The sequence below is a fragment of the Streptomyces sp. NPDC088553 genome, assembly GCF_044752965.1.
Lineage (GTDB): Bacteria > Actinomycetota > Actinomycetes > Streptomycetales > Streptomycetaceae > Streptomyces.
Genome location: NZ_JBIVMG010000001.1, coordinates 876,822 through 902,664 on the forward strand (window position 1 = coordinate 876,822; position 25,843 = coordinate 902,664).

The following is a 25,843-nucleotide window of genomic DNA, read 5'->3' on the forward strand; positions in this document are numbered from 1 at the left end:
CGATCCGAGGCGTCAGACCGCTTCCGGGGCCTCGGGAGCCTCCGGCTTCGCGGAGGCGTCGGCCTTCGAGCCGGCCGGAACCTCGGCCTGCGCGTCCGCCTTCCCCTCCGTCTGCGCGTCCGTCCTCACGTCCGCGTCCGCCTCGGCGTTCGCCCCGGCCTCGGGTGCCGGCCGCTCGCCCTTGCCGACGCCCCGGCCCGCCGGGCCGACACCCGACGAGGTGTCCATGCGCTTGTCGAGGATCTCCAGGGCCCGCCGGGCCATGCCGTTCGAGCGGACCATGCCGCCGAGCGTCGCCGAACCCCGGGTGATGTCGGCGAACGCGTTCCAGGCGGGACGCAGCCCCGTCAGCGTCGCGTGCAGCAGCCCCGGCCGCCGCTCGAAGACGGCGAGCATCCGCCGGCCGACGGCCATCTCGACGCCGAGCCCGGCCTTGATGGCGAAGGCGTAGTTCAGGGCCTGACGCCGTGCGTCGACCGCGTCGTTGGCCTCGGCGACCCGTACCGCCCACTCGCCGGCGAGCCGGCCCGAGCGGAGCGCGTACGAGATGCCCTCACGCGTCCACGGCTCCAGGAGCCCCGCCGCGTCACCGCAGACGAGGACCCGGCCGCGGGAGAGCGGCGAGTCGTCGGTGCGGCAGCGCGTCAGATGGCCGGAGGAGATCGTGGGCTCGAAACCGGACAGGCCGAGCCGGGCGACGAAGTCCTCCATGTACCGCTTGGTGGCGGCGCCCTCGCCGCGCGCGGAGATGACGCCGACCGTCAGGGTGTCTCCCTTGGGGAACACCCACCCGTAACTGCCCGGCATCGGGCCCCAGTCGATGAGGACGCGGCCCTTCCAGTCCTCGGCCACGGACGGCGGTACGGGAATCTCCGCCTCCAGGCCCAGGTCGACCTGCCCGAGCTTCACCCCGACATGCGCGCCTATCCGGCTGGCACTGCCGTCGGCGCCGACGACCGCGCGCGCGAGCACGGTCTCGCCGTCGGCGAGGACCACGGCGACGGTCCGGCGGTCCGGCACCGCCGGGCCGTGCTGCTCCACGCGGGTCACCGTGACCCCGGTCCGCAGCTCGGCGCCGGCCTTCTGGGCGTGCTCGACGAGCTGGGCGTCGAACTCCGGTCGGTTGATGAGCCCGAACAGCATCTTCCGCGAGCGGCGGGTACGGGCGAAACGGCCGTCCAGGGAGAAGGTGACGGCGTGCACCCGGTCCTGGAGGGGCAGTTCGAAGCCCGGCGGCAGACAGTCGCGGGAGGGGCCGATGATGCCACCGCCGCAGGTCTTGTACCGGGGCAGCTCGGACTTCTCCAGGAGCAGCACCCGACGCCCCGCCACCGCCGCCGCGTAGGCCGCGGACGCGCCGCCGGGACCCGCGCCGACGACCACGACGTCCCAGACCTCGGTGTTCTCGCCGTCCACGCGCTCGACACCGCCCGCGCCGTCCAGCGCGGTCACGGCGTCGGCGTCCACGACGTCCGAGGCCTCCTCCGCGGGCGCCCCGTCGTGCGATACGCGCGTGACGTGGGACGCCTCGGCGTCCGTGACCTCGGCGTCCGTGACCTCGTCCGGCACCGTGTCCGACGCCCCGTCCGTGATGCCCTCAGGAGCCGCGCCTTCGGGCGCGGTGTTCTCCGGACCGGCGTTCTCCGCTTGCTCGCTGCTCACGATGTGCTTCTGCTCCTGATCCGACCGGTGGTCTGCTCCTGACGCATCCTACGGCGCGGTAGCCAGAGGCCCGCGCCGTAGGATCGGCGGTGCGTTCGCCGTACCACGACATACGCCGAACGCCGTCCTTACGTCGTAAACGTCGCACCCATCAGGAGCGTGCCCATGACCTCGAATCCGATCGCCGAGACCGTCCGGTCCCTGATGCCCCGTGCCAAGGCCGAGCTCACGGAGCTGGTGGCCTTCGAGTCGGTGGCGGACGAGGCCGTGGCGCCCCGGAGCGAGTGCGAGGGTGCCGCGAACTGGGTCGCGGACGCGCTGCGCGCCGAGGACTTCCAGGACGTGGCCCTGCTCGACACCCCCGACGGCTCGCAGGCCGTGTACGGCATCCTGCCCGGCCCGGCCGGCGCGCCGACCGTCCTTCTGTACGCGCACTACGACGTACAGCCGAAGCTGGACGAGTCCGCCTGGCTCACCCCGCCGTTCGAGCTGACCGAGCGGAACGGGCGCTGGTACGGGCGCGGCACGGCCGACTGCAAGGGCGGTTTCATCCTGCACCTGCTCGCGCTGCGCGCCCTGAAGGCGAACGGCGGCGTTCCGGTGACGGTCAAGGTGATCGTCGAGGGTTCGGAGGAGCAGGGCACCGGCGGTCTGGAGCGGTACGCGGAGCAGCACCCCGAACTGCTCGTCTCCGACGCGATCGTGATCGGCGACGCGGGCAACTTCCGGGTGGGGCTGCCGACCGTGACCGCGACCCTGCGCGGCATGACGATGATCCGGGTGGGGATCGACACCCTGGAGGGCAATCTGCACTCCGGTCAGTTCGGCGGCGCCGCGCCGGACGCCCTGGCCGCGCTGATCCGCGTCCTGGACTCGCTGCGCGGCCCGGACGGTTCGACCGTCATCGACGGGCTGCCGGGCGACCAGGTGTGGGAGGGGCTGCAGTACCCGGAGGAGGACTTCCGTCAGGACGCCAAGGTCCTCACCGGCGTGGCCCTGCCGGGTGCCGGCACGGTCGCCGACCGGATCTGGGCGCGTCCCGCCGTCACCGTCATCGGCATCGACTGCCACCCGGTGGCCGGGGCGACCCCGTCGATCCCGTCGTCGGCCCGTGCCCAGCTCAGCCTGCGGGTGCCGCCGGGCCTGGACTCGGCCGAGGTGACGAAGCTGCTCTTCGCGCACATCGAGAAGCACACGCCGTGGAACGCCCGGGTCTCCCTCGAACAGGTCGGTCAGGGCCAGCCGTTCCAGGCGGACACGTCGAGCCCGGCGTACGCGTCGATGGCCGAGGCGATGCGGATCGCGTACCCCGGCCAGGAGATGCAGACGGCGGGCATGGGCGGCTCGATCCCGCTGTGCAACACGCTGGCCTCGCTGTACCCGGAGTCGGAGATCCTGCTGATCGGCCTGAGCGAGCCGGAGGCGCAGATCCACGCGCCGAACGAGTCCGTCTCACCGGACGAGCTGGAGCGGCTGTCCGTGGCCGAGGCGCACTTCCTGCTCAACTACGCGCGCCAGAAGCAGAACTGACGGGCGGATACGTTCAGCGTTCGGCGAAGCTCGCCGAGAGCGTAGAAGCAAGCGGCGGACCTGCGCGGATGCGTAGGTTCGCCGCATGGCATCCATCGAGCTCACCAGGATCACCCCGCGTCTGCACCTCCTCGACTACTCCATCGGCCAGGCCTATCTCTGGCAGGACGAGGAGGAGCTGACCCTGATCGACGCCGGCTGGGCCGGCATGGCGGCCGAGACGGCCGGGGCGATACGGTCCGCCGGTCTCGACCCGGACCGGCTGCGCCGGATCGTGCTGACCCACTGCCACCGGGACCACGTGGGCTCGGCGCTGGAACTCGCGGACCGGCACGGGGCCGAGATCCTGGCGCACGGGCTCGACGCGCCGGTGATCCGGGGCGAGGCGCCGGTGCCGGAGCCGCACCTCCTGGACTGGGAGATCCCGCTCTTCGAGCATGGTGTGACCGCGCCGGAGGCGCCGCCGACCCGGGTCGACCGGGAGGTCGGGGACGGTGAGGTGCTCGGATTCGGCGGCGGAGCGGTGGTGGTGCACGCCCCCGGCCACACGCCCGGTTCGATCGCCGTCCACCTCCCTCGTCACGGTGTGCTGTTCACCGGGGACACGGTGGCGTCGGTGCCGGACGTGATGTTCGGCGTGTTCCATGTCGACCGTGCTCGCGCGCTGGACTCGATGCGGGTGCTCGCGAAGCTGGAGCCGTCGGTGTTGTGCTGCGGTCACGGCGCTCCGGTGACCTCGGACACGGCGGCGCGTCTGAGCGCGGCGGCGGCGACGGCGGAGGCCTGAGGGCGCGTCCACGACCGGAGGGACGGCCGGCGGCCGGCGGCCCACCAGCGGGACTCCGGCCGTGGCCGTCAGCCCACCGGATCCCCGGCCTCCAGGTTGAGCACCGTGCCGCGTTCGCGGGCGCGCAGGGCCCAGCGGAGGCGGCGGTAGCGGACGGGGGGCAGGAGGTCGGCGGCCTCCTCCTCGGTGACGAAGCGCCAGTCGCGGAGCTCGGCGCCGGGGAGGTGCAGGCGCTCCGTGTCGGCGGGGCCGAGCGTGCCGCCGTCGAAGAGGAGGCGGAGTCCGCCGTAGCCGGGCGGCTCAGGGCGTTCCCAGTCGACGAGCAGGAGGCGGGGTACGGCGTCGAGTTCGAGGCCTATCTCCTCGGCCACCTCGCGCATTCCGGCGCGGGCCGGGGGTTCGCCGGCCTCGACGACCCCGCCGGGGAACTCCCAGCCCGGCTTGTAGGTGGGGTCGACCAGGAGGAAACGATCCCGCTCGTCGAAGAGCAGGACTCCGGCCGCGACGGTCTCGCCGGTCGGTTCGGGGGTCTGGACGATGCCGCAGGGGGTGGCGTCGCCGGCCCGGACCGCGTCGGCGACGGAGCGGGCGGCCTCGGCCACGGTGAGCGCCGAGGTGTCGACCACGTACGCGTCGTCGGCGAGCCAGTCGAGCGCGGCCCGGTACGGCGCGAGATGGCCGTGACACCACTCCCGGACACGGGCGTCGACGTCGGGGTCGTCGTACTCGGACCTGCCGTCGATCCGCTGCCGCAGGATCGTTTCCTCCGGGGCGAGCAGCACATGGCGGACGTCGATGCGGCGGGCGGCGAGCCCGCCGAAGATCTCGTCCCGGTACTCCTGGCGCAGCAGGGTCATGGGGACGACCAGGACGCCGCCCAGTTCGGCGAGCAGGGCGGCGGCGGTGTCGACCACCAGGCGCCGCCAGATCGGCAGGTCCTGGTAGTCCTCGACCTCGGCGAGCCGCTTGTCCGGCAGGAGGCCGCGCAGGCCCCCGCCGGTGACCTCGGGGTCGTACAACGTGCTGTTCGGGATCAGATCGACCAGCTCGCGCGCGGTGCTGGACTTCCCCGCGCCGAACGCACCGTTGACCCAGACGATCACGATTCCCCCCTCTTCGACAGCCCCCTGTGGATTGCCCCCAACACCCTGCCACGAAAACCACGAACACATGTCCTGGCATATGCGTCCGCTTGGGCATGAGCGTGACACTTTCGCGCGGGGGTCGTTGAGAACGGCAAGCACGAGGGGGTGCGGAGAAATGAGTCGTACGGTTCTCGAACGTTTTCCGGCCGGCGGCCCGCGGGGCAGCTGGCCGGCGGAGGAGTTCGCCGGGGCGCGAAGGAACGAGGGCGTGCCGGCCCGTGTCGTCATGGACCTGGAGTCCGACGCCTTCCTGGTGATCGTCGAACAACGGACGGCGGAGCGGGTACGGGAGGAATGAGCCGGGGTCAGGACCGCCGCCGGGGACCGGACCGGCGCCGGGGACCGCCCCACCACCGGGAGTCCGGACCGCCGGGCGGGCGGATCAGGACACCGCCGCCGCGGCGGCGCCCAGGAGGCCCGCGTCGGTGCCCGTGAGGGCCGGGACGACCGTCAGGTTCCGGACGAAGTCGAGCGTGGCGTACGTGGCGAGGCCGCGGCGCAGCGGGGCGAAGAGGACCTCTCCGGCGCCCGCCACCCCGCCACCGACGACCGCGATGTCGATCTCGACGAGGGTCGCCGTCGCGGCGATGCCCGCCGCGAGGGCCTGGGCCGCCCGCTCGAACGAGGCGACGGCGACCGGATCCCCCGCGCGCGCGGCGGCGGCCACGGCGGCCGCGGAGGCGTCGCCGTCGGGCCCCGGGCGCCAGCCGTTCTCCAGGGCGCGGCGGGCGATGTGCGGGCCGCTGGCGACCCGTTCGACGCAGCCGCGTCCGCCGCAGGCGCAGGGCTCGCCGTCCATGTCCACCACCATGTGCCCGATGTGACCGGCGTTGCCGGTGGGACCGGGGTGGAGCCTGCCGCCGAGGACGAGGCCGCCGCCGACACCCGTGGAGACCACGAGGCAGAGGGCGTTGTCATGGCCACGGGCGGCACCGAGCCAGTGCTCGGCGGCCGTCATGGCGACGCCGTCGCCGACCAGGGTGACGGGCCGTCCGCCCACCGCCTTGTGGACCCGTTCGACGAGCGGGAAGTCGCGCCAGCCGGGCACGTTGACCGGGCTGACGGTCCCCCGGTACGCGTCGACCGGGCCCGCGCTGCCGATGCCGACGGCCCCGGCCGCCTCCCACAGGGGCGAGCCCGCGAGCTCGGCGAGCACGTCCCCGACCGCGCCCATCACCGTCTCGCCGTCCTCACGCGCGGGCGTGGGCCGCTGGGAGCGGATCCGAATGCTCCCCTCGGCGTCGACCAGGGCGCCGGCGATCTTGGTGCCCCCGATGTCGAGAGCGACGACGAGTCCGTCGAGGGGGCCCGTGGCGGGATCGGTCTGCATGGGCGCGGGTTCTCCAGTCGGCGACGGGCGGAACGTTGTCTATCGTGTCCCGTTCCGTACAGTCTCCCCTCCCATGACAACGTTGTCCAGGTCCTATGATTCGGCCAGGAAGTCGATCAGACACCGCAGTACGTCCGGCCGGACGCTCCTCGGCCGGACGCCCCGACCTTCGACGGAGGAACCGCGCACCGTGGCCGACATCGCCCGCCACACCGAACACCGCTACGGCAACCGGCCCACGATGAAGGACGTCGCCGCGCGCGCGGGCGTCGGCCTGAAGACGGTGTCCCGGGTCGTGAACGGCGAGCCCGGGGTCACCCCGGACACCGAGCGACGGGTCCAGGAGGCCATCGAGGTCCTCGGCTTCCGCCGCAACGACAGCGCGCGGGTCCTGCGCAAGGGCAGGACGGCGACCGTCGGCCTGGTGCTGGAGGATCTCGCCGACCCGTTCTACGGGCCGCTCAGCCGGGCGGTCGAGGAGGTCGCGCGGGCGCACGGGGCTCTGCTCATCAACGGTTCCAGCGCCGAGGACCCGGCCCGGGAGCAGGAGCTGGCGCTCGCCCTCTGCGCGCGCCGGGTCGACGGCCTGATCGTCATCCCCGCCGGCGACGACCACCGGTACCTGGAGCCGGAGATCAGGGCGGGCGTCGCCACCGTCTTCGTCGACCGCCCCGCGGGGCTGATCGACGCCGACGCCGTGCTCTCCGACAGCTTCGGCGGGGCGCGCGACGGCGTGGCCCATCTGATCGCAAACGGACACCACCGGATCGGCTTCATCGGCGACCGGCCCCGTATCCACACCGCGTCCGAGCGGCTGCGCGGCTACCGCACGGCGATGGAGGACGCGGGCCTGCCGGTCGACGACGCCTGGGTCTCGCTGGGCTCCACGGAGCCGGAGCGGGTGGGGACGGCCGTACGGGAGATGCTGGAGGCGCCGGAGCCGGTGACGGCGCTGTTCGCGGGGAACAACCGGGTGATGGTCACGGTGGTCCGCGCCCTCGCGGGGCATCCGCGGCCGGTTGCTTTGGTCGGCTTCGACGACATGGAACTGGCCGACCTGCTCGGCATCACGGTCATCGCCCAGGACGCGGCCGCGCTCGGCCGGACGGCGGCGGAGCGGCTGTTCCGGCGGCTCGACGGGGTCGACGAAGCGCCGGAGCGGGTGGTGCTCGGCACCACGCTCCTGGCGCGTGGTTCGGGCGAGATCCCGCCGTCGGCCGTCTGAGCGACGGACGCCGACGGCGGTGCCCGGGGCCGTGACCGGGGCGGCGGTCGGGGCGGCCGACGCTGTGGCGACCGTCGGGGGCGCCGCCGCTGCGGCGACCCCGAGGGGGTCCTTCCGCTACTCGGCGGAGGCCGTCAGGTCACCGCGGCGCGGGGCCGCGAAGCGGTCGAGGGCCGCGCGGTTCATGCCGGTGAGGGCGTCGACCTCGGCGGTGTCGAGGGCGCCGCAGTCGATGCCGCGCAGCAGGTAGGAGCTGAGGGCCTTGGCGGTCGCCGGCTCGTCCATCACGTCGCCGCCCGCGTGGTTGGCGTACGCGGAGAGGCGCTTGGCGGCGGCCTCGAAGCCCTCGCGGTAGAAGGCGAAGACGGCGGCGTAGCGGGTGGGGATGTGGCCCGGGTGCATGTCCCAGCCCTGGTAGTACGCGCGGGCGAGCGCACGGCGGGTGAGGCCGTAGTGGAGGCGCCAGGCCTCGTGGACGTGCTCGGTGGAGCCGACCGGGAGGACGTTGGTGGACCCGTCGGAGACCCGTACGCCCGTGCCCGCCGCGGCGACCTGCATGATCGCCTTGGCGTGGTCGGCGGCCGGGTGGTCGCTGGCCTGGTAGGCGGCGGAGACGCCGAGGCAGGCGCTGTAGTCGAAGGTGCCGTAGTGCAGTCCGGTGGCGCGGCCCTCGGCGGCGCCGATCATGCGGGCGACGGCGGCGGTGCCGTCGGTGGCCAGGATGGACTGGCTGGTCTCGATCTGGATCTCGAAGCCGAGGCGGCCGGCGTCGAGGCCGTGTGCCTTCTCGAAGGCCTCCAGGAGGCGCACGAAGGCGGAGACCTGCTCGGGGTAGGTGACCTTGGGGAGGGTGAGGACGAGCCCGTCGGGCAGGCCGCCGTTCTCCAGGAGGCCGGTGAGGAAGACGTCGGTGGTGCGGATGCCCCGGTCGCGCACCGCGGACTCCATGCACTTCATCCGGATGCCCATGTACGGGGCGGCCGTACCGTTCGCGTACGCCTCCGAGATCAGCCGGGCGGCGCGGGCGGCGTCCTGGTCCTCGTCGGCGCCGGCGTAGCCGTCCTCGAAGTCGACCCGGAGGTCCTCGACGGGCTCGCGCTCCAGCTTGGCGCGGACGCGGCCGTACACGTCCTCGGCGAGGTCGTCGGAGAGGCCGAGCACGGCGGCGAAGGAGGCGGCGTCGGGGGCGTGCTCGTCGAGGGCGGCGAGGGCCTGGTCGCCCCATGAGCGGATGGTGCCGGCCTCGAAGACGTTGCCGGGGACGTAGACGGTGTGGACGGGCTGGCGGGTGCCGGGGTCTCCCGGGTAGCGGCGGTCCAGCTCGGCGTCCACCGCTGCGAGGGAGGCGCTGATGCCCTCGCTGACCGCGCCCGCGAGGCTCGTCGACACCTTCTCCTGCTGACCCATCCCACATCCTCCTATTTTCCGCTTCACGGAATCAACAATCCGTATAGCGAAGTTAGTAGTCCGTCGGGACCTGAGTCAATGGTTGTCCGAAACGGCCGGGGGCCGCGCGGCGATCATCACCACGCGGCCCCAGGACCGTACAGAAGCGCAGGTCACGCCTGCGCCGCGAGATCAGCCCTTGCGGGACTTGACCTCTTCGGTCAGCTGCGGGACGACATCGAAGAGGTCGCCCACGACGCCGTAGTCGACCAGGTCGAAGATCGGCGCCTCGGCGTCCTTGTTGATCGCGACGATCGTCTTCGAGGTCTGCATGCCCGCGCGGTGCTGGATCGCGCCGGAGATACCGGAGGCGATGTACAGCTGCGGCGAGACCGACTTGCCGGTCTGGCCGACCTGGTTGGAGTGCGGGTACCAGCCGGCGTCGACGGCGGCACGCGAGGCGCCGACGGCGGCACCGAGCGAGTCGGCGAGCGCCTCGATGACGGCGAAGTTCTCGGCACCGTTGACGCCACGGCCACCGGAGACCACGATCGCGGCCTCGGTGAGCTCCGGGCGGCCGGTCGACTCGCGCGGGGTGCGGGCGGTCACCTTGGTGCCGGTGGCCAGCGCGCCGAAGGAGACCGCGAGGGCCTCGACGGCACCGGCGGCCGGGGCGGCCTCGACCGGGGCCGAGTTCGGCTTGACGGTGATGACCGGGGTGCCCTTGGAGACACGGGACTTGGTGGTGAAGGAGGCGGCGAACGCGGACTGCGTCGCGACCGGGCCCTCGTCACCGGCCTCCAGGTCCACGGCGTCCGTGATGATGCCGGAGCCGATGCGGACCGCGAGGCGGGCCGCGATCTCCTTGCCCTCGGCGGAGGAGGGGACGAGCACGGCGGCCGGCGAAACAGCCTCGTAGGCGGCCTGAAGGGCGTCGACCTTCGGGACGACCAGGTACTCGGTGAACTCGGGGGCGTCGGCCGTGAGGACCTTCACCGCGCCGTGCTCGGCGAGGACGGCCGCGGTGTCGGCGGCGCCGTTGCCCAGCGCGACGGCGACCGGGTCGCCGATGCGGCGGGCGAGGGTCAGCAGCTCCAGGGTGGGCTTGCGGACGGCTCCGTCGACGTGGTCGACGTAGACGAGAATCTCAGCCATGGGACTTCAATCTCCTGCGAACGAAAGGGGCGGTCTGAGCGGCTCGCGCGAGCCTTAGATGAACTTCTGGCTCGCGAGGAACTCGGCGAGCTGCTTGCCGCCCTCGCCCTCGTCCTTGACGATCGTGCCGGCGGTGCGCGCCGGACGCTCGGCGGCGGAGTCGACCGCGGTCCAGGCACCGGCGAGGCCGACCTCGTCCGCGTCGATGTCCAGGTCGTCCAGCTCCAGGGACTCCACCGGCTTCTTCTTGGCGGCCATGATGCCCTTGAAGGACGGGTAGCGCGCCTCGCCGGACTGGTCGGTCACGGAGACGACGGCCGGCAGGGAGGCCTCGAGCTGCTCGGAGGCCGTGTCGCCGTCGCGGCGGCCCTTGACGACGCCGTCCTCGATGGAGACCTCGGAGAGCAGCGTGACCTGCGGGACGCCGAGGCGCTCGGCGAGGATCGCCGGGAGGACACCCATGGTGCCGTCGGTGGAGGCCATACCGGCGATGACGACGTCGTAGCCGGTCTTCTCGATCGCCTTGGCGAGCACCAGCGAGGTGCCCATGACGTCGGTGCCGTGCAGGTCGTCGTCCTCGACGTGGACGGCCTTGTCGGCGCCCATGGAGAGCGCCTTGCGGAGCGCGTCCTTGGCGTCCTCGGGGCCGACCGTCAGCACGGTGACCTCGGCGTCGTCCGCCTCCTCGGCGATCTGCAGTGCCTGCTCGACGGCGTACTCGTCGAGCTCCGACAGCAGGCCGTCGACGTCGTCGCGGTCGACCGTGAGGTCGTCCGCGAACTTACGGTCTCCGGTCGCGTCGGGCACGTACTTCACACAGACAACGATCCTCAAGCTCACGCCGGCTCTCCTACTGCATCGTCATAACTGGGCTGCCTTGTTGCTCGCAGCATAGGCGCCTGAAGGGCGGGTTTCCGGTCGGGGCGCCGGACGCCCCGACCGAAATATTACTCGCCAGTACATCCAGTCCGTTACCAGTAAGCAAGCGCTCAGCGATGTGATCTGCCCAACGCGCGGAGAGCGGCGCGCACGGGAACTCTCAGTCGCGCAGCGCGTTGAAGCGGCCGTGGTGGTAGAGGAGCGGCCGGCCCGCCCCGTCCGGGTCTCCGGCGACGGCCTGCGCGATCACGATCCGGTGGTCACCGGCGGGCACCCGGGCGACGACACGGCAGACCAGCCAGGCGAGGACGCCGTCGAGTACGGGCACGCCCTCGGGCCCCAGGCTCCAGCGGGTCTCCTCGCCGAAGCGGTCGGCCCCGCTGCGGGCGAAGGTGGCGGCCAGTTCCTGCTGGTGCTCGCCGAGTATGTGGACGCCGATGTGCTCGGCCTCGGCGAGCACGGGCCAGCTGGAGGAGTTCGTACCCACCCCGAAGGAGATCAGCGGGGGCTCGGCGGCGACGGAGTTGAGCGAGGTCGCGGTGAAGCCGACGGGGCGCTCGCCGTGCGCGGTGACGACCGCGACGCCGGCCGCGTGGCGGCGGAAGACGGAGCGGAGCAGATCCGGAGAGGCCTGGCGGGGTGCGCCGATGGTGGGAACGGTGCCGGGTCGGAGGTCGGGCGTGACCGTCATGGAGTTGTCCTTCTGCGAGGGCGGCATGAGAGGGGTCCGGGGGTGGTCAGACACCCGGACAGCGCGCGCTCGCGTTGCGGGCCAGGTCCACATGGGTCCGGCCGTAGAGAAGGAGTTCTTGGGGCACCCCGTCAGAGTGGCGATCGTTGCCGCGTGCAGTCAAGTGCGTACCGGGATGTGGGAGAAGTGTCACCGCGTCAGACCGCCCGCCCCAGGGCGGCGATGACGTCCGCCTTGCGGGGCTGCCCCGCGGCCCGGCGGACGACCCGCCCCGTCCGGTCGAGGACGAGGACGGTGGGGGTTCTGGCGATGCCGAGGGCGCGTACGAGATCGAGCCGTTCCTCGGCGTCGATCTCCACGTGCCCGACGCCCGGGACCATCGCGGCCACCTCGGCGAGGGTGCGCCGGGTGGCCCGGCAGGGCTGACAGAACGCGGTGGAGAACTGTACGAGGGTGGCGCGCTCCCCCAGCGGCACGCCGAGCGCCTCGGGTCCCAGCGTGTCGGTTCCGGGTATCCCGGTCACCCCTGTTCCCTGCTCCGTCACCCTTGTCCCCTTCCCTGTCGGCCGTCTCACCTGGTGCAGCGTCGCACGGGAGAGTTCGATTCCCGCCACGACCACCGCGAGTGACGAGAATCTCCCTGTACGAAGCCGCCTGGACTGGTCACGGCGGCCCACATGGGGCACGATCTGCCCAAAGCCGAAAACCTACGGCTGCGTAACTTCGCCGGGAGAACCCTCCCCAGGCACAGAAGAAGGGGTTCCTCTCAGATGGCAGAACTCGTGTATCGGCCGGTCATCGGCGCCGCTCTGACCATGTTCAAGGCGCTCGACCTGAAGATCGACACGCAGGGTTCGGAGCACATCCCGCGCACGGGTGGCGCGGTGCTCGTCTCCAATCACATCAGCTATCTGGACTTCATCTTCACGGGCCTGGCCGCGCTCCCGCAGAAGCGCCTCGTGCGCTTCATGGCCAAGGACTCGGTCTTCCGGCACAAGGTGTCGGGGCCACTGATGCGCGGCATGAAGCACATCCCGGTGGACCGCTCGGCTGGTGAGCACGCCTACAAGCACGCGCTGGAGTCGCTGCGGGCGGGCGAGATCATCGGTGTCTTCCCCGAGGCGACCATCTCCCAGTCGTTCACGCTCAAGGGCTTCAAGACGGGTGCGGCGCGGCTCGCCCAGGAGGCCGGGGTCCCGCTGATCCCGATGGCGCTCTGGGGTACGCAGCGCGTCTGGACCAAGGGCCGTCCCCGCAACTTCAAGCGCAGCCACATCCCGGTGACGATCCGTGTCGGTGAGCCCGTGGAGGCTCCCGCCGACCAGTACGCGGGCGCGATCACGCGGCGGCTGCGCGAGCGCGTCCAGGAGCTCCTGGAGGCCGCGCAGCGCGCCTACCCGGTGCGCCCCAAGGACGCCAACGACACCTGGTGGGTGCCCGCGCACCTCGGGGGTACGGCTCCGACGCCGGCCGAGGTCAAGGACGCCGGCTGACGGTGGGGGCGCCGCCGGACGGCGCCCCGCTGAATCGTCACTCCGGGACGCGGGCACATCCCGATCCGGGTCGCGGACGCGTCGTCACTCCGGGTCGCGGACCGTGATCCGGGCTCCCGGGCTGAGCTTCTCCAGGGACTCCGCCAGTTCGGTGCCCGCCGCGAGGAGCTCGTCCCGGGTCATCGGGGCGAGCGATTCGAGCAGGAAGAACGCGTCGACGGTGTCGTCGTCGATACGGGTACGGGGGCCCTGGCGCCAGTTCCAGCGACGGCAGGTCACGCCCTCCTCGTCGCACCAGACGATCTCCCCGGCCTCGGGGTGCTCCACCGTCTCCACACCGCCCGCCATCGTGACGAAGGGCTCGTCGCCGGTGGCGCGGACCAGGCGCATGGCGCCCCGGATCCTGCCCAGGTCCTCGCCGCCGACCGGGATGAGGTGGGCGACGCTCACCGCGTTGTAGGCGTCGACGAGCCGGTTGATGCGGGGCAGCCCGCCGTCCGCGAGCGCCCGCTTGGCGAGCGCCTCCGCGGAGTTGCGGGTGCGGGAGGGCTTGGCGCCGAACGCGGTGTACGCGGCGCGCCAGGCGGCGATGTGCGGGTCCTGGTCCGGGGTCCGGCCGTCGAGGCGCTCGGCGAGCCGGCGGGCGGCGTCGTCGAGGAGGGCCGAACTGGCCTCGTCACTGGGCCCGTTGACGAGGCCGTGGGCCTCGATCACCAGGGCGGTGAAGCCGGGTACGAGGGTGCGCACCTCGTCGGAGACGGTGAGGGTGAGGGTCATGGTCCGCCGTTCGCTGATGTCCGGGGTCAGAGCTCCGTGGGGAGCGTCCGCCAGAGGTGGGGCCGGCCGGGCGCGGCGCGCGGCGCGTCCGGAACAGCCGCATGTGGTTCAGTGTAGAGCACTGGATAATCCACTTCATTGAACTCTGATGTACGGCCCAGGATGAATCCCATGCGTCCCCGCGCGTGGAGCGCACGAAAACGGCCGGGCGGAAAGTCGATGACTTTCCGCCCGGCCGTACGCTCATGCGGCGAGGGCTAGCGCGCCAGCTCTTCCTTCAGGGCCTGGAGGAAGGCGTCCACGTCGTCCTCCGTGGTGTCGAAGGCGCACATCCAGCGCACGTCGCCGGCCGACTCGTCCCAGAAGTAGAAGCGGAACCGCTCCTGGAGCCGTCGGGTGACCTCCTGCGGCAGGCGTGCGAAGACCGCGTTGGCCTGCACCGGGTAGAGGATCTCCACCCCGTCGAGCTCGCGCACGCCGGCCGCGAGGCGCTGCGCCATCGCGTTGGCGTGGCGGGCGTTGCGCAGCCACAGGTCCTTCGCGAGGAGGGCCTCCAGCTGCACCGACACGAAGCGCATCTTCGACGCGAGCTGCATGGACAGCTTGCGCAGGTGCTTCATGTGGCTGACCGCGTCGGGGTTGAGGACGACGATCGCCTCGCCGAAGAGCATGCCGTTCTTCGTGCCGCCGTACGAGATGACGTCGACGCCCACGGCGTTGGTGAACGCGCGCATCGGTACGTCGAGCGAGGCCGCGGCGTTGGCTATCCGGGCCCCGTCGAGGTGCACCTTCATGCCCTTGGCGTGGGAGTGCTCGACGATCGCGCGGATCTCGTCCACCGTGTAGACGGTGCCCAGCTCGGTGTTCTGGGTGATCGAGACGACCTGCGGCATCGCCCGGTGCTCGTCCTCCCAGCCCCAGGCCTGCCGGTCGATCAGCTCGGGGGTGAGCTTGCCGTCCGGGGTCGGCACGGTGAGCAGCTTGAGGCCGCCCATGCGCTCCGGCGCCCCGCCCTCGTCCACGTTGATGTGCGCGGACTCGGCGCAGATGACGGCGCCCCAGCGGTCGGTGAGCGCCTGGAGGGCCGTCACGTTCGCCCCGGTCCCGTTGAAGACCGGGAACGCCTCGGCGGTGGGGCCGAAGTGGCTGTGCATGATCCGCTGGAGGTGCTCGGTGTACTGGTCCTCGCCGTAGGCGACCTGGTGGCCGTCGTTGGCGAGGGCGAGGGCCGCGAGGACCTCGGGGTGGGCGCCGGCGTAGTTGTCGCTGGCGAAGCCCCGGACCGACGGGTCGTGGTGCCGACGTGCGTCGGTCCTGGGGCCGAGGGCCGCGGTCACGGCTTGGGGGTCAGCCACAGACGCTGTCCATTCACTTCCTGGGCGGGCTTGTCCCAGAGCCCGGCGATCTCGTCCGCCAGGTCCTTGACGTCGGTGAAGCCCGCGAACTTCGCGTTGGGTCGTTCGGCGCGCATGGCGTCGTGCACCAATGCCTTGATCACCAGGATCGCAGCCGCCGCCTGCGGGCCGTCGTCGCCCCCCAGCTTGCGGAACGAGTCGGCCATCGCGAGGGTCCAGGCCTCGGCGGCCGCCTTGCCCGCGTTGTACGCGGCGTTGTTGGCGAGCGGCTTGTGCGCGCCGACCTGGCTGATCAGGGCGTAGCGGCCGCGGCCGCCGGCCCGCAGCAGCCCGTCGTGGAAGGCGAGCGAGGTGTGCTGGACCGTGCGGATGAGGAGCTTCTCCAGGAAGTCCCAGTCCGCGAGGTCGGTCTCCGTGAAGGACGAGCTGCCGCGCCAGCCGCCGACGAGGTGGACCAGGCCGTCGATCCGGCCGAACTCCTTCTCGGTCTTCGCGGCCCAGTCGCGCGTGGCGTCCAGGTCGAGCAGGTCGACGGTGTCACCGACGACCTTGGCGCCGCCGTGGGCGTAGCGCGCGGCGTCGACGGCCTCCGCGAGGCGCGTCGGGTCGGCGTCGGAGCCGACGACGGTCGCGCCCGCCTCGGCCAGGCGCATCAGCGTCGCGCGGCCGGCCGGGCCGGCCGCACCGGCGACCGCGATGACGGCGCCGTCGAGCGGCCCGCCGTTTCCGTTGGCGGTCATGGGCGACGCCTCCTCCGTGTCGTCGGTACGAGCGCTCACGCGGCAGCCCGCTCGGCCTGCTCGTTCCGCGAGACGTCGGCGGCGGTGATCCCCTTGGTGTCGGCGATCACGCCCTTCAGCTTCTTGGCGAGGGCCTCAAAGAACATGCTGAGCGGAAACTCGTCCGGAAGCACGTCGTCGACGAGCTTGCGGGGCGGGAGGGAGAGGTCGAGGGCGTCGGGGCCCTTGGCCCACTTCGAGCCCGGGTGCGGGGCGAGGTAGGTGGAGACGAGCTCGTACGCCTTGAACCAGTGGACGAGCTTGGGGCGGTCGATGCCGTCGCGGTAGAGCTTCTCGATGTCGGCGCAGAGCTGGTTGGTGACCTCGGGGGCCCGCTGCCAGTCGATCTTGAGGGTGTTGTCCGTCCAGCGCACCACGTCGTTCTTGTGGAGGTACGCGAAGAGGAGCTGGCCGCCGAGACCGTCGTAGTTGCGGTTGCGGTCGCCGGAGAGCGGGAAGCGGAACATCCGGTCGAAGAGGACCGCGTACTGCACGTCACGGCCGTGGGTGTTGCCCTCGGCCTCCAGCTTCACGGCCTCCTTGAAGGCGGTGAGGTCGCAGCGGAGCTCCTCCAGGCCGTACATCCAGAAGGGCTGGCGCTGCTTGATCATGAAGGGGTCGAACGGCAGGTCGCCGTGGCTGTGGGTGCGGTCGTGGACCATGTCCCAGAGCACGAAGGCCTTCTCGCAGCGCTCCTGGTCGTCGATCATCGCGGCGATGTCGGCGGGCAGCTGGATGCCGAGGGTGTCGACGGCGGCCTCGGTGACCTTGCGGAAGCGGGCGGCCTCACGGTCGCAGAAGATCCCGCCCCAGGTGAAGCGCTCGGGGGCCTCGCGGACGGCGATGGTCTCCGGGAAGAGGACGGCCGAGTTGGTGTCGTACCCGGCGGTGAAGTCCTCGAAGGTGATCCCGCAGAACAGCGGGTTGTCGTAGCGGGTGCGCTCGAGCTCGGCGAGCCACTCCGGCCACACCATGCGGAGTACGACGGCCTCGAGGTTGCGGTCGGGGTTGCCGTTCTGCGTGTACATCGGGAACAGCACCAGGTGCTGGAGCCCGTCCACGCGGTCGGCGGCCGGCTGGAAGGCGAGCAGCGAGTCCAGGAAGTCCGGGACGGCGAAGCCGCTCTCGGCCCACTTGCGCAGGTCGGAGACGAGGGCGCGGTGGTAGGCGCCGTCGTGCGGGACGAGCGGGGAGAGCTGCTCCACCGCGGCGACGACCCGGTCGAGGGTCAGCTCGGCCAGGGCCTTGGCGGGCGCGTCCTCGCGCTCGAAGTCGATGGAGCCGTCCGCGCTCTGCCAGGTGCGGATCTCCTCCACGGCATTCTTGAGCTCGGGCCAGGCGGGGTGGTCGATCACCCGGGCGGTGGTGGATATCCCCCCACCAGTCACGTCCTGCACAAGAATTTCCGTCATGCCTCTTCCTCCACAGGAGAACCTCGCGTGAAGACACCGTAACCGTGGACGGTTCTCAGCCACAAGAGGGGGCAAGAGAAATTATCCTGTGCTACCCCCCTGATCACAGAAGTTTTTCCTGTCAGTCAGGGGGGAAGCCACCCTTCCGCCGCGTTTCTCAGCTCAGCGGCTTCACCAGGAGCTCGAATTCCAGGTCGTCGCGCTGGGGCAGACCGAAGCGCTCGTCGCCGTACGGGAAGGGCGTCATCCGCCCGGTGCGCCGGTAGCCGCGGCGCTCGTACCAGGCGATGAGCTCCTCCCGTACGGAGATCACCGTCATGTGCATCTCGCGGACGTCCCACAGCTCGCGCACCCGGCGCTCGGCCTCCGCGATGATCTGCTTGCCGAGACCCGCCCCCTGGAGTTCGGGGCGGACCGCGAACATCCCGAAGTAGGCCGCCTCGGCGCGGTGCTCCAGCTGGCAGCAGGCGACGATGTCGCCGTCGCGCTCGACGACCAGGAGCCGGCTGTTCGGCGTGGTGATCACGGCGGCGACGCCCTCGGAGTCGGTGCGCTGCCCCTGGAGGATGTCCGCCTCGGTGGTCCAGCCGCCCCGGCTGGCGTCGCCCCGGTAGGCCGACTCGACGAGCGGGACGAGGGCCGGGACGTCGTCCAGGACCGCCTCGCGGTAGCTGATCCGGCCGGTCTCGTGCGACGTGGCGGTGTCCATGTGAACGGGGCTCCCCTCGGGTGCTGACGATCGCCGTACGCGATCGTCCCGAGCCTAACGCCCGCACTTTTCACTCCCCCTCGCACGCCTGTGCGCACCCGTGCGCCTGCGTGTGTCCGGCCCGACGCGGGCATCCTCCGGTCAGGGGACGGCGTCGAGGGGGAGGTGTGCCGTGCACGGACCGGCCCTGTCCGGGTGGTTGGTGGTCGTGCTCTGCGCGGTGACGGGCGTGTACTGCCTGCTGCGGATGCGCGCGTCCGCCGGGGAGGAGCGGCGGGCCGCGGGCGGCGAGGCGGTGATGGGCTTCGGGATGGCGACGATGGCGCTGCCCGCGGCGGTGCTCACTCCGCCGGAGTGGAGCTGGGCGGTGTACGCGGCGGTGTTCGGCGGCGCGGCGCTGCACGGTCTCGCGGCGGTACGGCACGGCGGACACCATCTGCACCACCTCGTCGGCTCGCTCGCCATGGTCTACATGGCGGTGTCGATGGCGGCTCCCGGCGCGGGGGCGCACGCGGGGCACACGGCGGGCACGGCGGGCGGCATACCCGTCGTCACGGGCGGGCTGCTCCTCTATTACATGGTGTACGTGCTGCACGCGGGCACGAGACTCGTGCCGGTCGCGATACCGGCGACGGCTGCGGCGGGCGGGCCGGGACCGACGGCGGCGGGCGGGCCGGGGTCGCCGATGGCGGGCCGGCCGGGCCCGGGTCCCGGGCCGTCGCCCGACTGGGCGGCCCGCCCGGAGCTGGCGCTCGCCTGCCGACTGTCGATGGCGCTCGCGATGCTGGCCATGCTGGTGACGCTGTGAGTCCCGCCCGGCGCCCGGCCGGGCTTCGAGGGGCGGCCCGGCCCAACCAAACCGTGGCGTACGTCACTTGCCGTCCCGGGGCATACCCCCGACCAGTACCGCGCTCATAGGCTGGCGCCATGTGGGTCTCCCTCGCGCTGTTCCTGCTCGGAGTTACGACCGCCCTCGCGGCCCCCCGGCTGCTGTCGCGGGCGGACTGGGTCGAGCGAGAACCCGTGGTGGCCCTCTGGGTGTGGCAGTGCGTGATCGCCGCCGTGCTGCTGAGCTTCGCGCTCTCCATGACGTTCAGCGCGTCGACCGCCTGGCAGGCCGTACGGGGGCAGATCTTCGCGCCCGCGCCGCGCGCGGTGATCGACGCGTACGAACTGGGCACGACAGGGCCCTGGTCCGCGGTGCTCGCGGTGGCCCTGGCGGCCGGCGGGGTGTGGTCCGGGGCAATGCTGGGCCGGGAGTTCAGCCAGGCCCGGTCACAGCGCCGACAGCGCCGCTGCGATCTGCTCGTCCGCGCACCCCTGCTCCCCGGCGAGCAGCCGGGCAGCGAGCGCCTCGTGGTCCTGGAGGGCGAGCGGGCGGAGGCCTGGTGGCTGGCGGGGAGCGCACCCCAGCTGGTCATCACCACGGCGGCGCTGCGGCGGTTGAAGGGCCGTCAGCTGGACGCCGTCCTCGCGCACGAGCAGGGGCACGCGCGCGCCCGGCACGACTGGCTGCTGCACTCCTCGGCGGCGCTGGCCGCCGGGTTCCCGGGGATCCCGGTCTTCGCGGCCTTCCGCGAGGAGATGCACCGGCTGGTGGAATTGGCCGCCGACGATGTGGCCTCGCGCCGGTTCGGGCGGCTGACGATCGCGCTCGCGCTGGTCGAACTGAACGAGGACCGGGGCGTGTTCGGGCCGGGCCAGGCCCCGTACGGCGATCTGCCGCGCCGGGTGAACCGGCTGCTGACCGCGGCGCCCCGGCTCACCGCGGGCCGCCGGCTCCGGCTGACCGCGGCCGCCTCCCTGGTGCCGGTGATCCCGGTGCTGGTGGCCTTCGTCCCGGCGCTCAGCGCGCTGGGACAGGGGTGACGGCAGGCGCGCCGGTCCGGTCGCGCGCGACGGCGCGCGCGGGGCGCGGGAAGGATCGCCCGGAGCCGATCGTCGGGCAGGATCGACACATGCGCTCCTCCGCCGTGATCTCCGGGGCCCTGGCCGTTCTCCTGCTCGTCCTCGTCGCCGTGGGGTGGACACCCCTGCTCTCCTTCGACCGGTCGGTGACCGAGGCGCTCCACCGTGACGCGGTGGCCGATCCCGGGCTCACTCAGGCGCACCGTTTCCTCAGCGACTGGGTGTGGGACCCGTGGACGATGCGCGCGCTGGCCGCCGCGACGGTGGTGCTGCTGTGGTGGGGGCGGGAGCGGCGGCTCGCCCTGTGGGTGGCGGTGACGAGCCTGCTGGCCGTGGGGCTCCAGCAGGGCCTCAAGACGCTGGTGGGGCGGGACCGGCCGCAGTGGACCGATCCGGTCGACTCGGCGCGCTTCGCCGCGTTCCCGTCCGGCCACGCGATGACGGCCATGGTCACCTGCGGACTGTTGCTCTGGGTCCTCGCGCTGCGCTGGCGCGTCGAGTGGCGCGGCTGGGGCGCCCTCGCGAGCGTGGCGGTCGTCTCGGTGCTCGGGGTGGGGTGGACGCGGGTCTATCTGGGCGTGCACTGGCCCTCGGACGTCCTCGGGGGCTGGCTGCTCGGCTGGTGCTGTGTGGCCACCGCGGTCCTGACGTACCGCTGGAGCGAGCGGCGCTTCCCCGGGGCCGGCCCCGGAGAGAGCGACGGCGAGGAGAGCAGAATGGGAGGAACAGGATGAAGCCGCCTGTTCTGGACGATCCCCCGTGTCGCCCAGAACAGACGGCGTCCCCGGCGGTCTGTCACGAGGGCAGCCCGACGGGATGCGCCGAGTATATTGGCCGGCAGCCAGTCAACGCAGGAGTCAAGCATGTCCCCGCGTAGCCCATCGGTCAATGAAGAGCTCCGTCGCAGGTCCCGGGAGCGCATTTTGCAGGCCACGGTGGAGCTCGTCGACACGCGTGGCTATGAGGCGACGACACTCGGTGACATCGCGGAGCGTGCCGGTTCGGCGCGGGGGCTGATCTCGTACTACTTCCCGGGCAAGCGGCAGCTCCTCCAGTCGGCGGTGCACCGGCTGATGCACCTCACCCTGGAGGAGGCGCTGGAGCGCGAGCCGCGCACGGACGACGGCCGCGAGCGCATGGCCCGCGCGATCGACGCCATCCTGGGCCTCGCCGCGGACCGGCCGACCCTGATGCGGACCCATATGGCGGGCATCCTGCAGGCCGAGGGCTTCGTGCAGTGCCCGGAACAGCAGCGCCTCGCGTTCCTGCTGCGGGACACGGTGACGCGGTACGGCTCCGACGACGTGGACACGGACTATCCGATGCTGCGCGCCCTGTTGATGGGAGCGGTGGTGGCGGTGCTGCTGCCGGGGGCGCAGATGCCGCTGGCGCGGCTGCGGTCGGAGCTGTTCCACCGCTACGGCCTGGACTGGGAGGCGGGCGCGCCGCCGGACGGGGGTCCGCCCGACGGCGCGCCTGGTGGTCAGGCCGTCAGCCGGCCGTCGTGAGCCGACGGCCGGCGGTCACGACTCCGCTCAGTGGCCGAAGTCGAAGTAGTCCGGCTGGGTCTGGACGTTGAGCTCGTCCATCCTGATCCGCTTCGCGGGGTCGGTACGGCGGTCGGAGAGCTTCAGGACGTCGAAGCCCTTGGCGATGTCGTTGGAGTAGATGTAGCCGTTGTAGTAGTACGCGGACCACGAGCCACCGGTGGCGATGGTGGTGGCGGACAGCGGGCCGCGCTCGAAGTAGGCGATCTCCTTGGGCTTGCGGGAGTCGGTGAAGTCCCAGACGGAGATGCCGCCCTGGTACCAGGCCTGGACCATGATGTCCTTGCCCTTGACCGGGATCAGCGAGCCGTTGTGGGCGACGCAGTTCTCGGTGTCGGCCTGGTGGCGCGGGATCTTGAAGTAGCTGCGGAAGACGAGCTTGCTCTTCTTGCCCTTGCCGACGATGTCGTAGATGCCGTCGGCACCGCGGTTCGGGCCGACCTCGGCGTTGCAGGTGGCCGCGCCGCCGCCGCCGAGCTCGTCGGTGAACACGACCTTGTTGGCCTTCTGGTTGAAGGTCGCGGAGTGCCAGAACGCGAAGTTGACGTTGTCCTGGACACGGTCGATCACCCGCGGGTGCTCGGGGTCCTCGATGTCGAAGAGGATGCCGTCACCCATGCAGGCACCGGCCGCGAGGTCCTTCTCCGGGAGCACGGTGATGTCGTGGCAGCCCGTGGTCTTGGAGACGCCGGGGTTGGTCGGGCCGCCGGGGTTGCCGCCGCCGTCCGGGCCCTCGCCCGGGAAGAGGACGGGGAAGCCGACGAGCGCGGCCTTCTCCGGCGCCTTGCGGGGCACCTTGATGACCGAGATGCCGTCGTGCGGGGGCTGGCAGTCCGGGAACGCGGCGTTGGGCGAGTACGACGAGACGTAGATGTAGACGTCCCGCTTCTTGGGAACCAGCGTGTGGGTGTGCGAGCCGCAGGCGGTCTCGACGGCGGCGACGTACCTCGGGTTCCGGATGTCGCTGATGTCGAAGACCTTCATGCCCTCCCAGGATTCCTTGACGGAGGCGGGCTGCGTCGTGCTGGCGCAGGAGTTGTCGCTCCGGGAGGAGTCCGTCGAGAGGAACAGCAGGTCCCCGGAGACGGAGATGTCGTTCTGGGAGCCCGGGCAGAGGACCTGGGCGACCGTCTTCGGGGACTTCGGGTTGCTGATGTCGAAGATCCGGAAGCCGTCGTAGTTGCCGGCGAAGGCGTACTTGCCCTGGAAGGCGAGGTCCGAGTTGGTGCCCGGGAGGGCGTCCTTGGGGATGTTGGCAAGGTGCTCGATGTTCGAGCTGTGGACGATCTCGTCCACGCCGGGTATCTCACCGCTCTGTATCGCGGCACGCGCCTCGGCCGCCTGCGCCGAGGAGACCTTGCCCTGGGCGGGCACGTCTCCCGGGTCGGGGGTCGCGGTGGCGGGGCCCGCCATGAGCATGGTGGCCATCAGTCCGGCCGCGGCGGATGCCACGCCAAGGCGTCTGAGCCTGGCACGCGGGTCGCGCGTGATGGACGTGGTACGCGGGGTACGCAACGAAGTCACTCCGTCCTCCCTGGTATCCGTTCAGCGTTGAACGGGTGTTGGACCCCGGCAGTATCTTCCTTGCCGTGCACATCTCAACAGATGGCAACACAGACGTAATGAAGGTTTTTGATCGGTAGCCACGAGAAAAGTGCTAGGAACGGTCACTGTCCCCGCAAGAACATCTGGAGGTCGCGTTGTTGATCCGCCGCCAGCGTGCCGTCGTCGCCGCGGCCCTGTCCGCCGTCGCCGTACTCGCCCTGAGCGCCTGCGAGTCGGGGCCCGACAAGGGCGCACCGGAGGCCAGGAGTTCGGCCGGGACGGTGGTCGCGCCGGGGAAGCCCGGGGAACCCGCCAGGCGGATATCCCCCGAGGAGGCCGCGAAGCTCCTTCCGGACCAGAGCCCGAACAGCGCCGACTTCAGCTACGCGCAGATGATGATCGTGCACCACCGGCAGGCCCTCACCATGACCGCGCTGGCCCCGCAGCGGGCGGCCTCGGCTCAGGTGAAGGGGGTCGCCGAGCGGATCGCGGCGGCACAGAAGCCGGAGATCGGCGCGATGGAAGGTTGGCTGAAAAACAACGGTGGTCCGCGCGAACAGACGGGCCACGACCATCACTCGATGCCGGGCATGGCGAGCGAGGCACAGCTGAAGGAGCTCAGGAACGCGAAGGGCAAGGCCTTCGACGAGCTGTTCCTGAAGCTGATGATCACGCACCACGAGGGGGCGGTGACGATGGCCGCCGAGGTGCTGAGCGAGGGCAACAACGTCCTCGTGGAGGAGATGGCGAACGACGTGATCGCCCAGCAGTCGGCGGAGATCGGGAGGATGCGGTCCCTGTGACCCGAGGTGCGCTCAGGTCCCCCGGGGGCGATGCCGGTCGCCTCCTCCCCCGTGGGGGCTGAGCACCGAGTCACGGTCGCGGACGACCCGGGGGCTCCGGGCGCGCCTCTCAGGTGGCCGAGGGCTCGGGCGCGTTCTCGCGGGCGGCCTGGGCTCCCGCCGCCGCGAGAACGGTGGCGAGCAGGCCCGGGAAGAGGGCTTCGAGGTCGTCCTCGCGCAGGGCGTTGAGTTTGGCCGTACCGCGGTACGTCTGCCGGATGACTCCGCCCTCGCGCAGCACCCGGAAGTGGTGCGTCGTCGTGGACTTGGTCACCGGGAGGTCGAAGTACGAGCAGCTCAGTTCGGCGCGCTCGCGCGCCATGTCCCGCACGATCCGCAGCCGCACCGGGTCCGCGAGCGCGTGCAGCACCGCCTCCAGGCGGATCTGGTCGCGCGTGGGGTGTTCGAGGGCGCGAGGGCTGGTGGCGGTCGTCACGGCGGCGGCTCCACTTCATCCGGGATACGAGCCATTGTACGAGAACCCTCGTAGTTTGACAGATGCCGTACTACGATGGTTACCGTACTAGCGTCCTTCGAGGCATCCCGAAACGGAGTCCGTCATGAGCGTCGCCCTGTTCGAGCCCTACACCCTGCGGTCGCTGACCGTCCCCAACCGGGTATGGATGGCGCCCATGTGCCAGTACTCGGCGGAGATGACCGGACCGAACGCGGGTGTCGCCACGGACTGGCACTTCGCCCACTACGCCTCCCGGGCCACCGGCGGCACCGGGCTGATCCTGGTCGAGGCGACCGCCGTCGCCGCCGAGGGGCGGATCAGCCCGGCGGACCTCGGCCTCTGGAACGACACCCAGACCGAGGCCCTGCGCCGCATCGCCGACTTCCTCAAGGACCACGGCACCGTCCCCGGCATCCAGATCGGGCACGCCGGACGCAAGGCCTCGACCAAGCGCCCCTGGGAGGGCCGCGGCCCCGTCCCGGAGGGCGGGCCCGGCTGGCAGCCCGTCGCGCCGAGCCCCGTCGAGTTCGCCGAGGGCTACCCGGTGCCGACCGAGCTGACCGTCGACCGGATCCGGGAGATCACCGGGCAGTTCGCGGACGCGGCCCGCCGCGCGCTCGACGCCGGCTTCCAGGTCATCGAGGTGCACGGCGCCCACGGCTATCTGATCGGCGAGTTCCTCTCCCCGCACAGCAACCACCGCACCGACGCCTACGGCGGTTCCTTCGAGAACCGCACCCGGCTCGCCCTGGAGGTCGTCGACGCCGTGCGCTCCGTGTGGCCCGAGGAACTGCCCGTCTTCTTCCGCGTCTCCGCCACCGACTGGCTGGAGGAGCGGGGCTGGACGGTCGACGAGACCGTACGGTTCGCCGCGCTCCTGCGCGAGCACGGCGTCGACCTCCTCGACGTCTCCAGCGGCGGCAACGGCGGACCGGCCGAGATCCCGGTCGGCCCCGGCTACCAGGTGCCCTTCGCGGCCCGCGTCAAGGCCGAGACCGGGCTGCCGGTGGCCGCCGTCGGCCTGATCACCGAGAGCGGCCAGGCCGAGAAGATCGTCGCCAACGGCGAGGCCGACGCGGTCCTCCTCGGCCGCGAGCTGCTCCGCGACGCCTCCTGGGCCCGCCGCGCCGCCCGCGAACTGGGCGCGACCACGCACGCGGCGCCGCCGCAGTACGCCTGGGCGATCTGAGGACCGCGAGGCGACCGACGGCGCCCGAACCACGGGCGCG

At 71.8% G+C, this 25,843-nt stretch carries 26 protein-coding genes; 11 read left to right on the top strand and 15 right to left on the bottom strand.

Annotated elements, in window-relative coordinates; all coding sequences use genetic code 11:
• Window positions 1-12: 12 nt before the first annotated feature.
• Complete coding sequence (locus ACIP8Z_RS03855; protein ID WP_402078910.1) at window positions 13-1,452, bottom strand: geranylgeranyl reductase family protein; 1,440 nt, start codon at window positions 1,450-1,452, stop codon at window positions 13-15.
• A 375-nt stretch (window positions 1,453-1,827) separates the two neighbouring features.
• Between ACIP8Z_RS03855 and ACIP8Z_RS03860 the strand changes: the two genes are divergently transcribed.
• The gene (locus tag ACIP8Z_RS03860) at window positions 1,828-3,192 is read left to right on the top strand and encodes a dipeptidase (RefSeq protein WP_402078311.1); all 1,365 of its coding nucleotides are present in this window, start codon (window positions 1,828-1,830) and stop codon (window positions 3,190-3,192) included.
• Between the two features lie 85 nt (window positions 3,193-3,277).
• The gene (locus tag ACIP8Z_RS03865) at window positions 3,278-3,979 is read left to right on the top strand and encodes an MBL fold metallo-hydrolase (RefSeq protein ID WP_402078314.1); all 702 of its coding nucleotides are present in this window, start codon (window positions 3,278-3,280) and stop codon (window positions 3,977-3,979) included.
• Between the two features lie 68 nt (window positions 3,980-4,047).
• Here ACIP8Z_RS03865 and ACIP8Z_RS03870 read toward each other — a convergent pair whose 3' ends face one another.
• Window positions 4,048-5,082 carry an NUDIX domain-containing protein gene (locus ACIP8Z_RS03870; protein WP_402078317.1) on the bottom strand — a complete coding sequence of 345 codons (1,035 nt, stop codon included), beginning with the start codon at window positions 5,080-5,082 and terminating at the stop codon, window positions 4,048-4,050.
• A gap of 157 nt (window positions 5,083-5,239) precedes the next feature.
• On the opposite strand from ACIP8Z_RS03870, the gene ACIP8Z_RS03875 reads away from it, so the two are divergent.
• Entirely contained in the window at window positions 5,240-5,422 is a 183-nt protein-coding gene (locus tag ACIP8Z_RS03875; RefSeq protein ID WP_402078320.1) for a hypothetical protein, read from the top strand.
• Between the two features lie 84 nt (window positions 5,423-5,506).
• Here ACIP8Z_RS03875 and ACIP8Z_RS03880 read toward each other — a convergent pair whose 3' ends face one another.
• The gene (locus tag ACIP8Z_RS03880) at window positions 5,507-6,454 is read right to left on the bottom strand and encodes an ROK family protein (protein ID WP_402078322.1); all 948 of its coding nucleotides are present in this window, start codon (window positions 6,452-6,454) and stop codon (window positions 5,507-5,509) included.
• Between the two features lie 190 nt (window positions 6,455-6,644).
• On the opposite strand from ACIP8Z_RS03880, the gene ACIP8Z_RS03885 reads away from it, so the two are divergent.
• Window positions 6,645-7,679, top strand: a complete 1,035-nt coding sequence (locus tag ACIP8Z_RS03885; RefSeq protein WP_402078325.1) for a LacI family DNA-binding transcriptional regulator — start codon at window positions 6,645-6,647, stop codon at window positions 7,677-7,679.
• Between the two features lie 117 nt (window positions 7,680-7,796).
• Here the strand turns inward: ACIP8Z_RS03885 and ACIP8Z_RS03890 are convergent, their stop codons facing one another.
• From ACIP8Z_RS03890 to ACIP8Z_RS03910, 5 genes are all read right to left on the bottom strand, one after another.
• Entirely contained in the window at window positions 7,797-9,086 is a 1,290-nt protein-coding gene (locus ACIP8Z_RS03890; protein ID WP_319311866.1) for a DUF6986 family protein, read from the bottom strand.
• Window positions 9,087-9,257: 171 nt separating this feature from the next.
• A complete protein-coding gene (locus ACIP8Z_RS03895) occupies window positions 9,258-10,220 on the bottom strand; it encodes an electron transfer flavoprotein subunit alpha/FixB family protein (protein ID WP_319311864.1) in 963 nt (320 codons plus the stop codon).
• Window positions 10,221-10,274: 54 nt separating this feature from the next.
• A complete protein-coding gene (locus ACIP8Z_RS03900) occupies window positions 10,275-11,060 on the bottom strand; it encodes an electron transfer flavoprotein subunit beta/FixA family protein (RefSeq protein WP_319311862.1) in 786 nt (261 codons plus the stop codon).
• A gap of 199 nt (window positions 11,061-11,259) precedes the next feature.
• Window positions 11,260-11,790 (bottom strand): flavin reductase family protein, encoded by a 531-nt coding sequence (locus ACIP8Z_RS03905; protein WP_402078328.1) that lies wholly within the window; start codon window positions 11,788-11,790, stop codon window positions 11,260-11,262.
• Between the two features lie 197 nt (window positions 11,791-11,987).
• A complete protein-coding gene (locus ACIP8Z_RS03910) occupies window positions 11,988-12,314 on the bottom strand; it encodes a TlpA family protein disulfide reductase (RefSeq protein ID WP_402078331.1) in 327 nt (108 codons plus the stop codon).
• A 246-nt stretch (window positions 12,315-12,560) separates the two neighbouring features.
• On the opposite strand from ACIP8Z_RS03910, the gene ACIP8Z_RS03915 reads away from it, so the two are divergent.
• On the top strand, window positions 12,561-13,283 hold the full coding sequence (locus ACIP8Z_RS03915) for a lysophospholipid acyltransferase family protein (RefSeq protein WP_319311858.1): 723 nt from the start codon (window positions 12,561-12,563) through the stop codon (window positions 13,281-13,283).
• Window positions 13,284-13,367: 84 nt separating this feature from the next.
• Here ACIP8Z_RS03915 and ACIP8Z_RS03920 read toward each other — a convergent pair whose 3' ends face one another.
• The 5 genes from ACIP8Z_RS03920 to ACIP8Z_RS03940 form a co-directional block, all read right to left on the bottom strand.
• A complete protein-coding gene (locus tag ACIP8Z_RS03920; protein WP_402078333.1) occupies window positions 13,368-14,060 on the bottom strand; it encodes a B3/4 domain-containing protein in 693 nt (230 codons plus the stop codon).
• A gap of 257 nt (window positions 14,061-14,317) precedes the next feature.
• Entirely contained in the window at window positions 14,318-15,397 is a 1,080-nt protein-coding gene (locus ACIP8Z_RS03925; RefSeq protein ID WP_402078912.1) for a threonine aldolase family protein, read from the bottom strand.
• Entirely contained in the window at window positions 15,394-16,155 is a 762-nt protein-coding gene (locus tag ACIP8Z_RS03930; RefSeq protein ID WP_402078336.1) for an SDR family NAD(P)-dependent oxidoreductase, read from the bottom strand. The genes ACIP8Z_RS03925 and ACIP8Z_RS03930 overlap by 4 nt, the downstream gene beginning before the upstream one ends.
• Before the next feature lie 35 nt (window positions 16,156-16,190).
• Window positions 16,191-17,606, bottom strand: coding sequence for a DUF6421 family protein (locus ACIP8Z_RS03935; RefSeq protein ID WP_402078337.1), 1,416 nt, complete (start codon window positions 17,604-17,606; stop codon window positions 16,191-16,193).
• A 157-nt stretch (window positions 17,607-17,763) separates the two neighbouring features.
• The gene (locus ACIP8Z_RS03940; RefSeq protein WP_402078339.1) at window positions 17,764-18,315 is read right to left on the bottom strand and encodes a GNAT family N-acetyltransferase; all 552 of its coding nucleotides are present in this window, start codon (window positions 18,313-18,315) and stop codon (window positions 17,764-17,766) included.
• Window positions 18,316-18,487: 172 nt separating this feature from the next.
• On the opposite strand from ACIP8Z_RS03940, the gene ACIP8Z_RS03945 reads away from it, so the two are divergent.
• The 4 genes from ACIP8Z_RS03945 to ACIP8Z_RS03960 all read left to right on the top strand — a co-directional run bounded on the left by ACIP8Z_RS03945 (window position 18,488) and on the right by ACIP8Z_RS03960 (window position 21,731).
• Window positions 18,488-19,123, top strand: coding sequence for a DUF5134 domain-containing protein (locus tag ACIP8Z_RS03945; protein WP_402078341.1), 636 nt, complete (start codon window positions 18,488-18,490; stop codon window positions 19,121-19,123).
• Between the two features lie 119 nt (window positions 19,124-19,242).
• Window positions 19,243-20,184, top strand: coding sequence for a M56 family metallopeptidase (locus ACIP8Z_RS03950; RefSeq protein WP_402078343.1), 942 nt, complete (start codon window positions 19,243-19,245; stop codon window positions 20,182-20,184).
• Window positions 20,185-20,273: 89 nt separating this feature from the next.
• A complete protein-coding gene (locus ACIP8Z_RS03955) occupies window positions 20,274-20,957 on the top strand; it encodes a phosphatase PAP2 family protein (protein ID WP_402078345.1) in 684 nt (227 codons plus the stop codon).
• Between the two features lie 129 nt (window positions 20,958-21,086).
• Window positions 21,087-21,731 carry a TetR/AcrR family transcriptional regulator gene (locus ACIP8Z_RS03960; protein ID WP_402078347.1) on the top strand — a complete coding sequence of 215 codons (645 nt, stop codon included), beginning with the start codon at window positions 21,087-21,089 and terminating at the stop codon, window positions 21,729-21,731.
• Window positions 21,732-21,758: 27 nt separating this feature from the next.
• Here the strand turns inward: ACIP8Z_RS03960 and ACIP8Z_RS03965 are convergent, their stop codons facing one another.
• On the bottom strand, window positions 21,759-23,198 hold the full coding sequence (locus ACIP8Z_RS03965; protein ID WP_402078915.1) for an LVIVD repeat-containing protein: 1,440 nt from the start codon (window positions 23,196-23,198) through the stop codon (window positions 21,759-21,761).
• A 272-nt stretch (window positions 23,199-23,470) separates the two neighbouring features.
• Between ACIP8Z_RS03965 and ACIP8Z_RS03970 the strand changes: the two genes are divergently transcribed.
• On the top strand, window positions 23,471-24,118 hold the full coding sequence (locus ACIP8Z_RS03970; protein ID WP_402078349.1) for a DUF305 domain-containing protein: 648 nt from the start codon (window positions 23,471-23,473) through the stop codon (window positions 24,116-24,118).
• 109 nt (window positions 24,119-24,227) lie between these two features.
• Here the strand turns inward: ACIP8Z_RS03970 and ACIP8Z_RS03975 are convergent, their stop codons facing one another.
• Window positions 24,228-24,593 carry an ArsR/SmtB family transcription factor gene (locus ACIP8Z_RS03975; protein ID WP_402078352.1) on the bottom strand — a complete coding sequence of 122 codons (366 nt, stop codon included), beginning with the start codon at window positions 24,591-24,593 and terminating at the stop codon, window positions 24,228-24,230.
• 124 nt (window positions 24,594-24,717) lie between these two features.
• On the opposite strand from ACIP8Z_RS03975, the gene ACIP8Z_RS03980 reads away from it, so the two are divergent.
• On the top strand, window positions 24,718-25,803 hold the full coding sequence (locus ACIP8Z_RS03980) for an NADH:flavin oxidoreductase/NADH oxidase (RefSeq protein WP_402078355.1): 1,086 nt from the start codon (window positions 24,718-24,720) through the stop codon (window positions 25,801-25,803).
• Window positions 25,804-25,843 lie beyond the last annotated feature (40 nt).

Coding starts and splice junctions, on each gene's coding strand:
- ACIP8Z_RS03960 (WP_402078347.1), top strand. CDS start 21,087: ATGTCCCCGCGTAGCCCATCGGTCAATGAAGAGCTCCGTCGCAGGTCC.
- ACIP8Z_RS03860 (WP_402078311.1), top strand. CDS start 1,828: ATGACCTCGAATCCGATCGCCGAGACCGTCCGGTCCCTGATGCCCCGT.
- ACIP8Z_RS03950 (WP_402078343.1), top strand. CDS start 19,243: ATGTGGGTCTCCCTCGCGCTGTTCCTGCTCGGAGTTACGACCGCCCTC.
- ACIP8Z_RS03920 (WP_402078333.1), bottom strand. CDS start 14,060: ATGACCCTCACCCTCACCGTCTCCGACGAGGTGCGCACCCTCGTACCC.
- ACIP8Z_RS03940 (WP_402078339.1), bottom strand. CDS start 18,315: ATGGACACCGCCACGTCGCACGAGACCGGCCGGATCAGCTACCGCGAG.
- ACIP8Z_RS03980 (WP_402078355.1), top strand. CDS start 24,718: ATGAGCGTCGCCCTGTTCGAGCCCTACACCCTGCGGTCGCTGACCGTC.
- ACIP8Z_RS03890 (WP_319311866.1), bottom strand. CDS start 9,086: ATGGGTCAGCAGGAGAAGGTGTCGACGAGCCTCGCGGGCGCGGTCAGC.
- ACIP8Z_RS03965 (WP_402078915.1), bottom strand. CDS start 23,198: ATGGCCACCATGCTCATGGCGGGCCCCGCCACCGCGACCCCCGACCCG.
- ACIP8Z_RS03905 (WP_402078328.1), bottom strand. CDS start 11,790: ATGACGGTCACGCCCGACCTCCGACCCGGCACCGTTCCCACCATCGGC.
- ACIP8Z_RS03915 (WP_319311858.1), top strand. CDS start 12,561: ATGGCAGAACTCGTGTATCGGCCGGTCATCGGCGCCGCTCTGACCATG.
- ACIP8Z_RS03880 (WP_402078322.1), bottom strand. CDS start 6,454: ATGCAGACCGATCCCGCCACGGGCCCCCTCGACGGACTCGTCGTCGCT.
- ACIP8Z_RS03955 (WP_402078345.1), top strand. CDS start 20,274: ATGCGCTCCTCCGCCGTGATCTCCGGGGCCCTGGCCGTTCTCCTGCTC.
- ACIP8Z_RS03875 (WP_402078320.1), top strand. CDS start 5,240: ATGAGTCGTACGGTTCTCGAACGTTTTCCGGCCGGCGGCCCGCGGGGC.
- ACIP8Z_RS03865 (WP_402078314.1), top strand. CDS start 3,278: ATGGCATCCATCGAGCTCACCAGGATCACCCCGCGTCTGCACCTCCTC.
- ACIP8Z_RS03930 (WP_402078336.1), bottom strand. CDS start 16,155: ATGACCGCCAACGGAAACGGCGGGCCGCTCGACGGCGCCGTCATCGCG.
- ACIP8Z_RS03935 (WP_402078337.1), bottom strand. CDS start 17,606: ATGACGGAAATTCTTGTGCAGGACGTGACTGGTGGGGGGATATCCACC.
- ACIP8Z_RS03895 (WP_319311864.1), bottom strand. CDS start 10,220: ATGGCTGAGATTCTCGTCTACGTCGACCACGTCGACGGAGCCGTCCGC.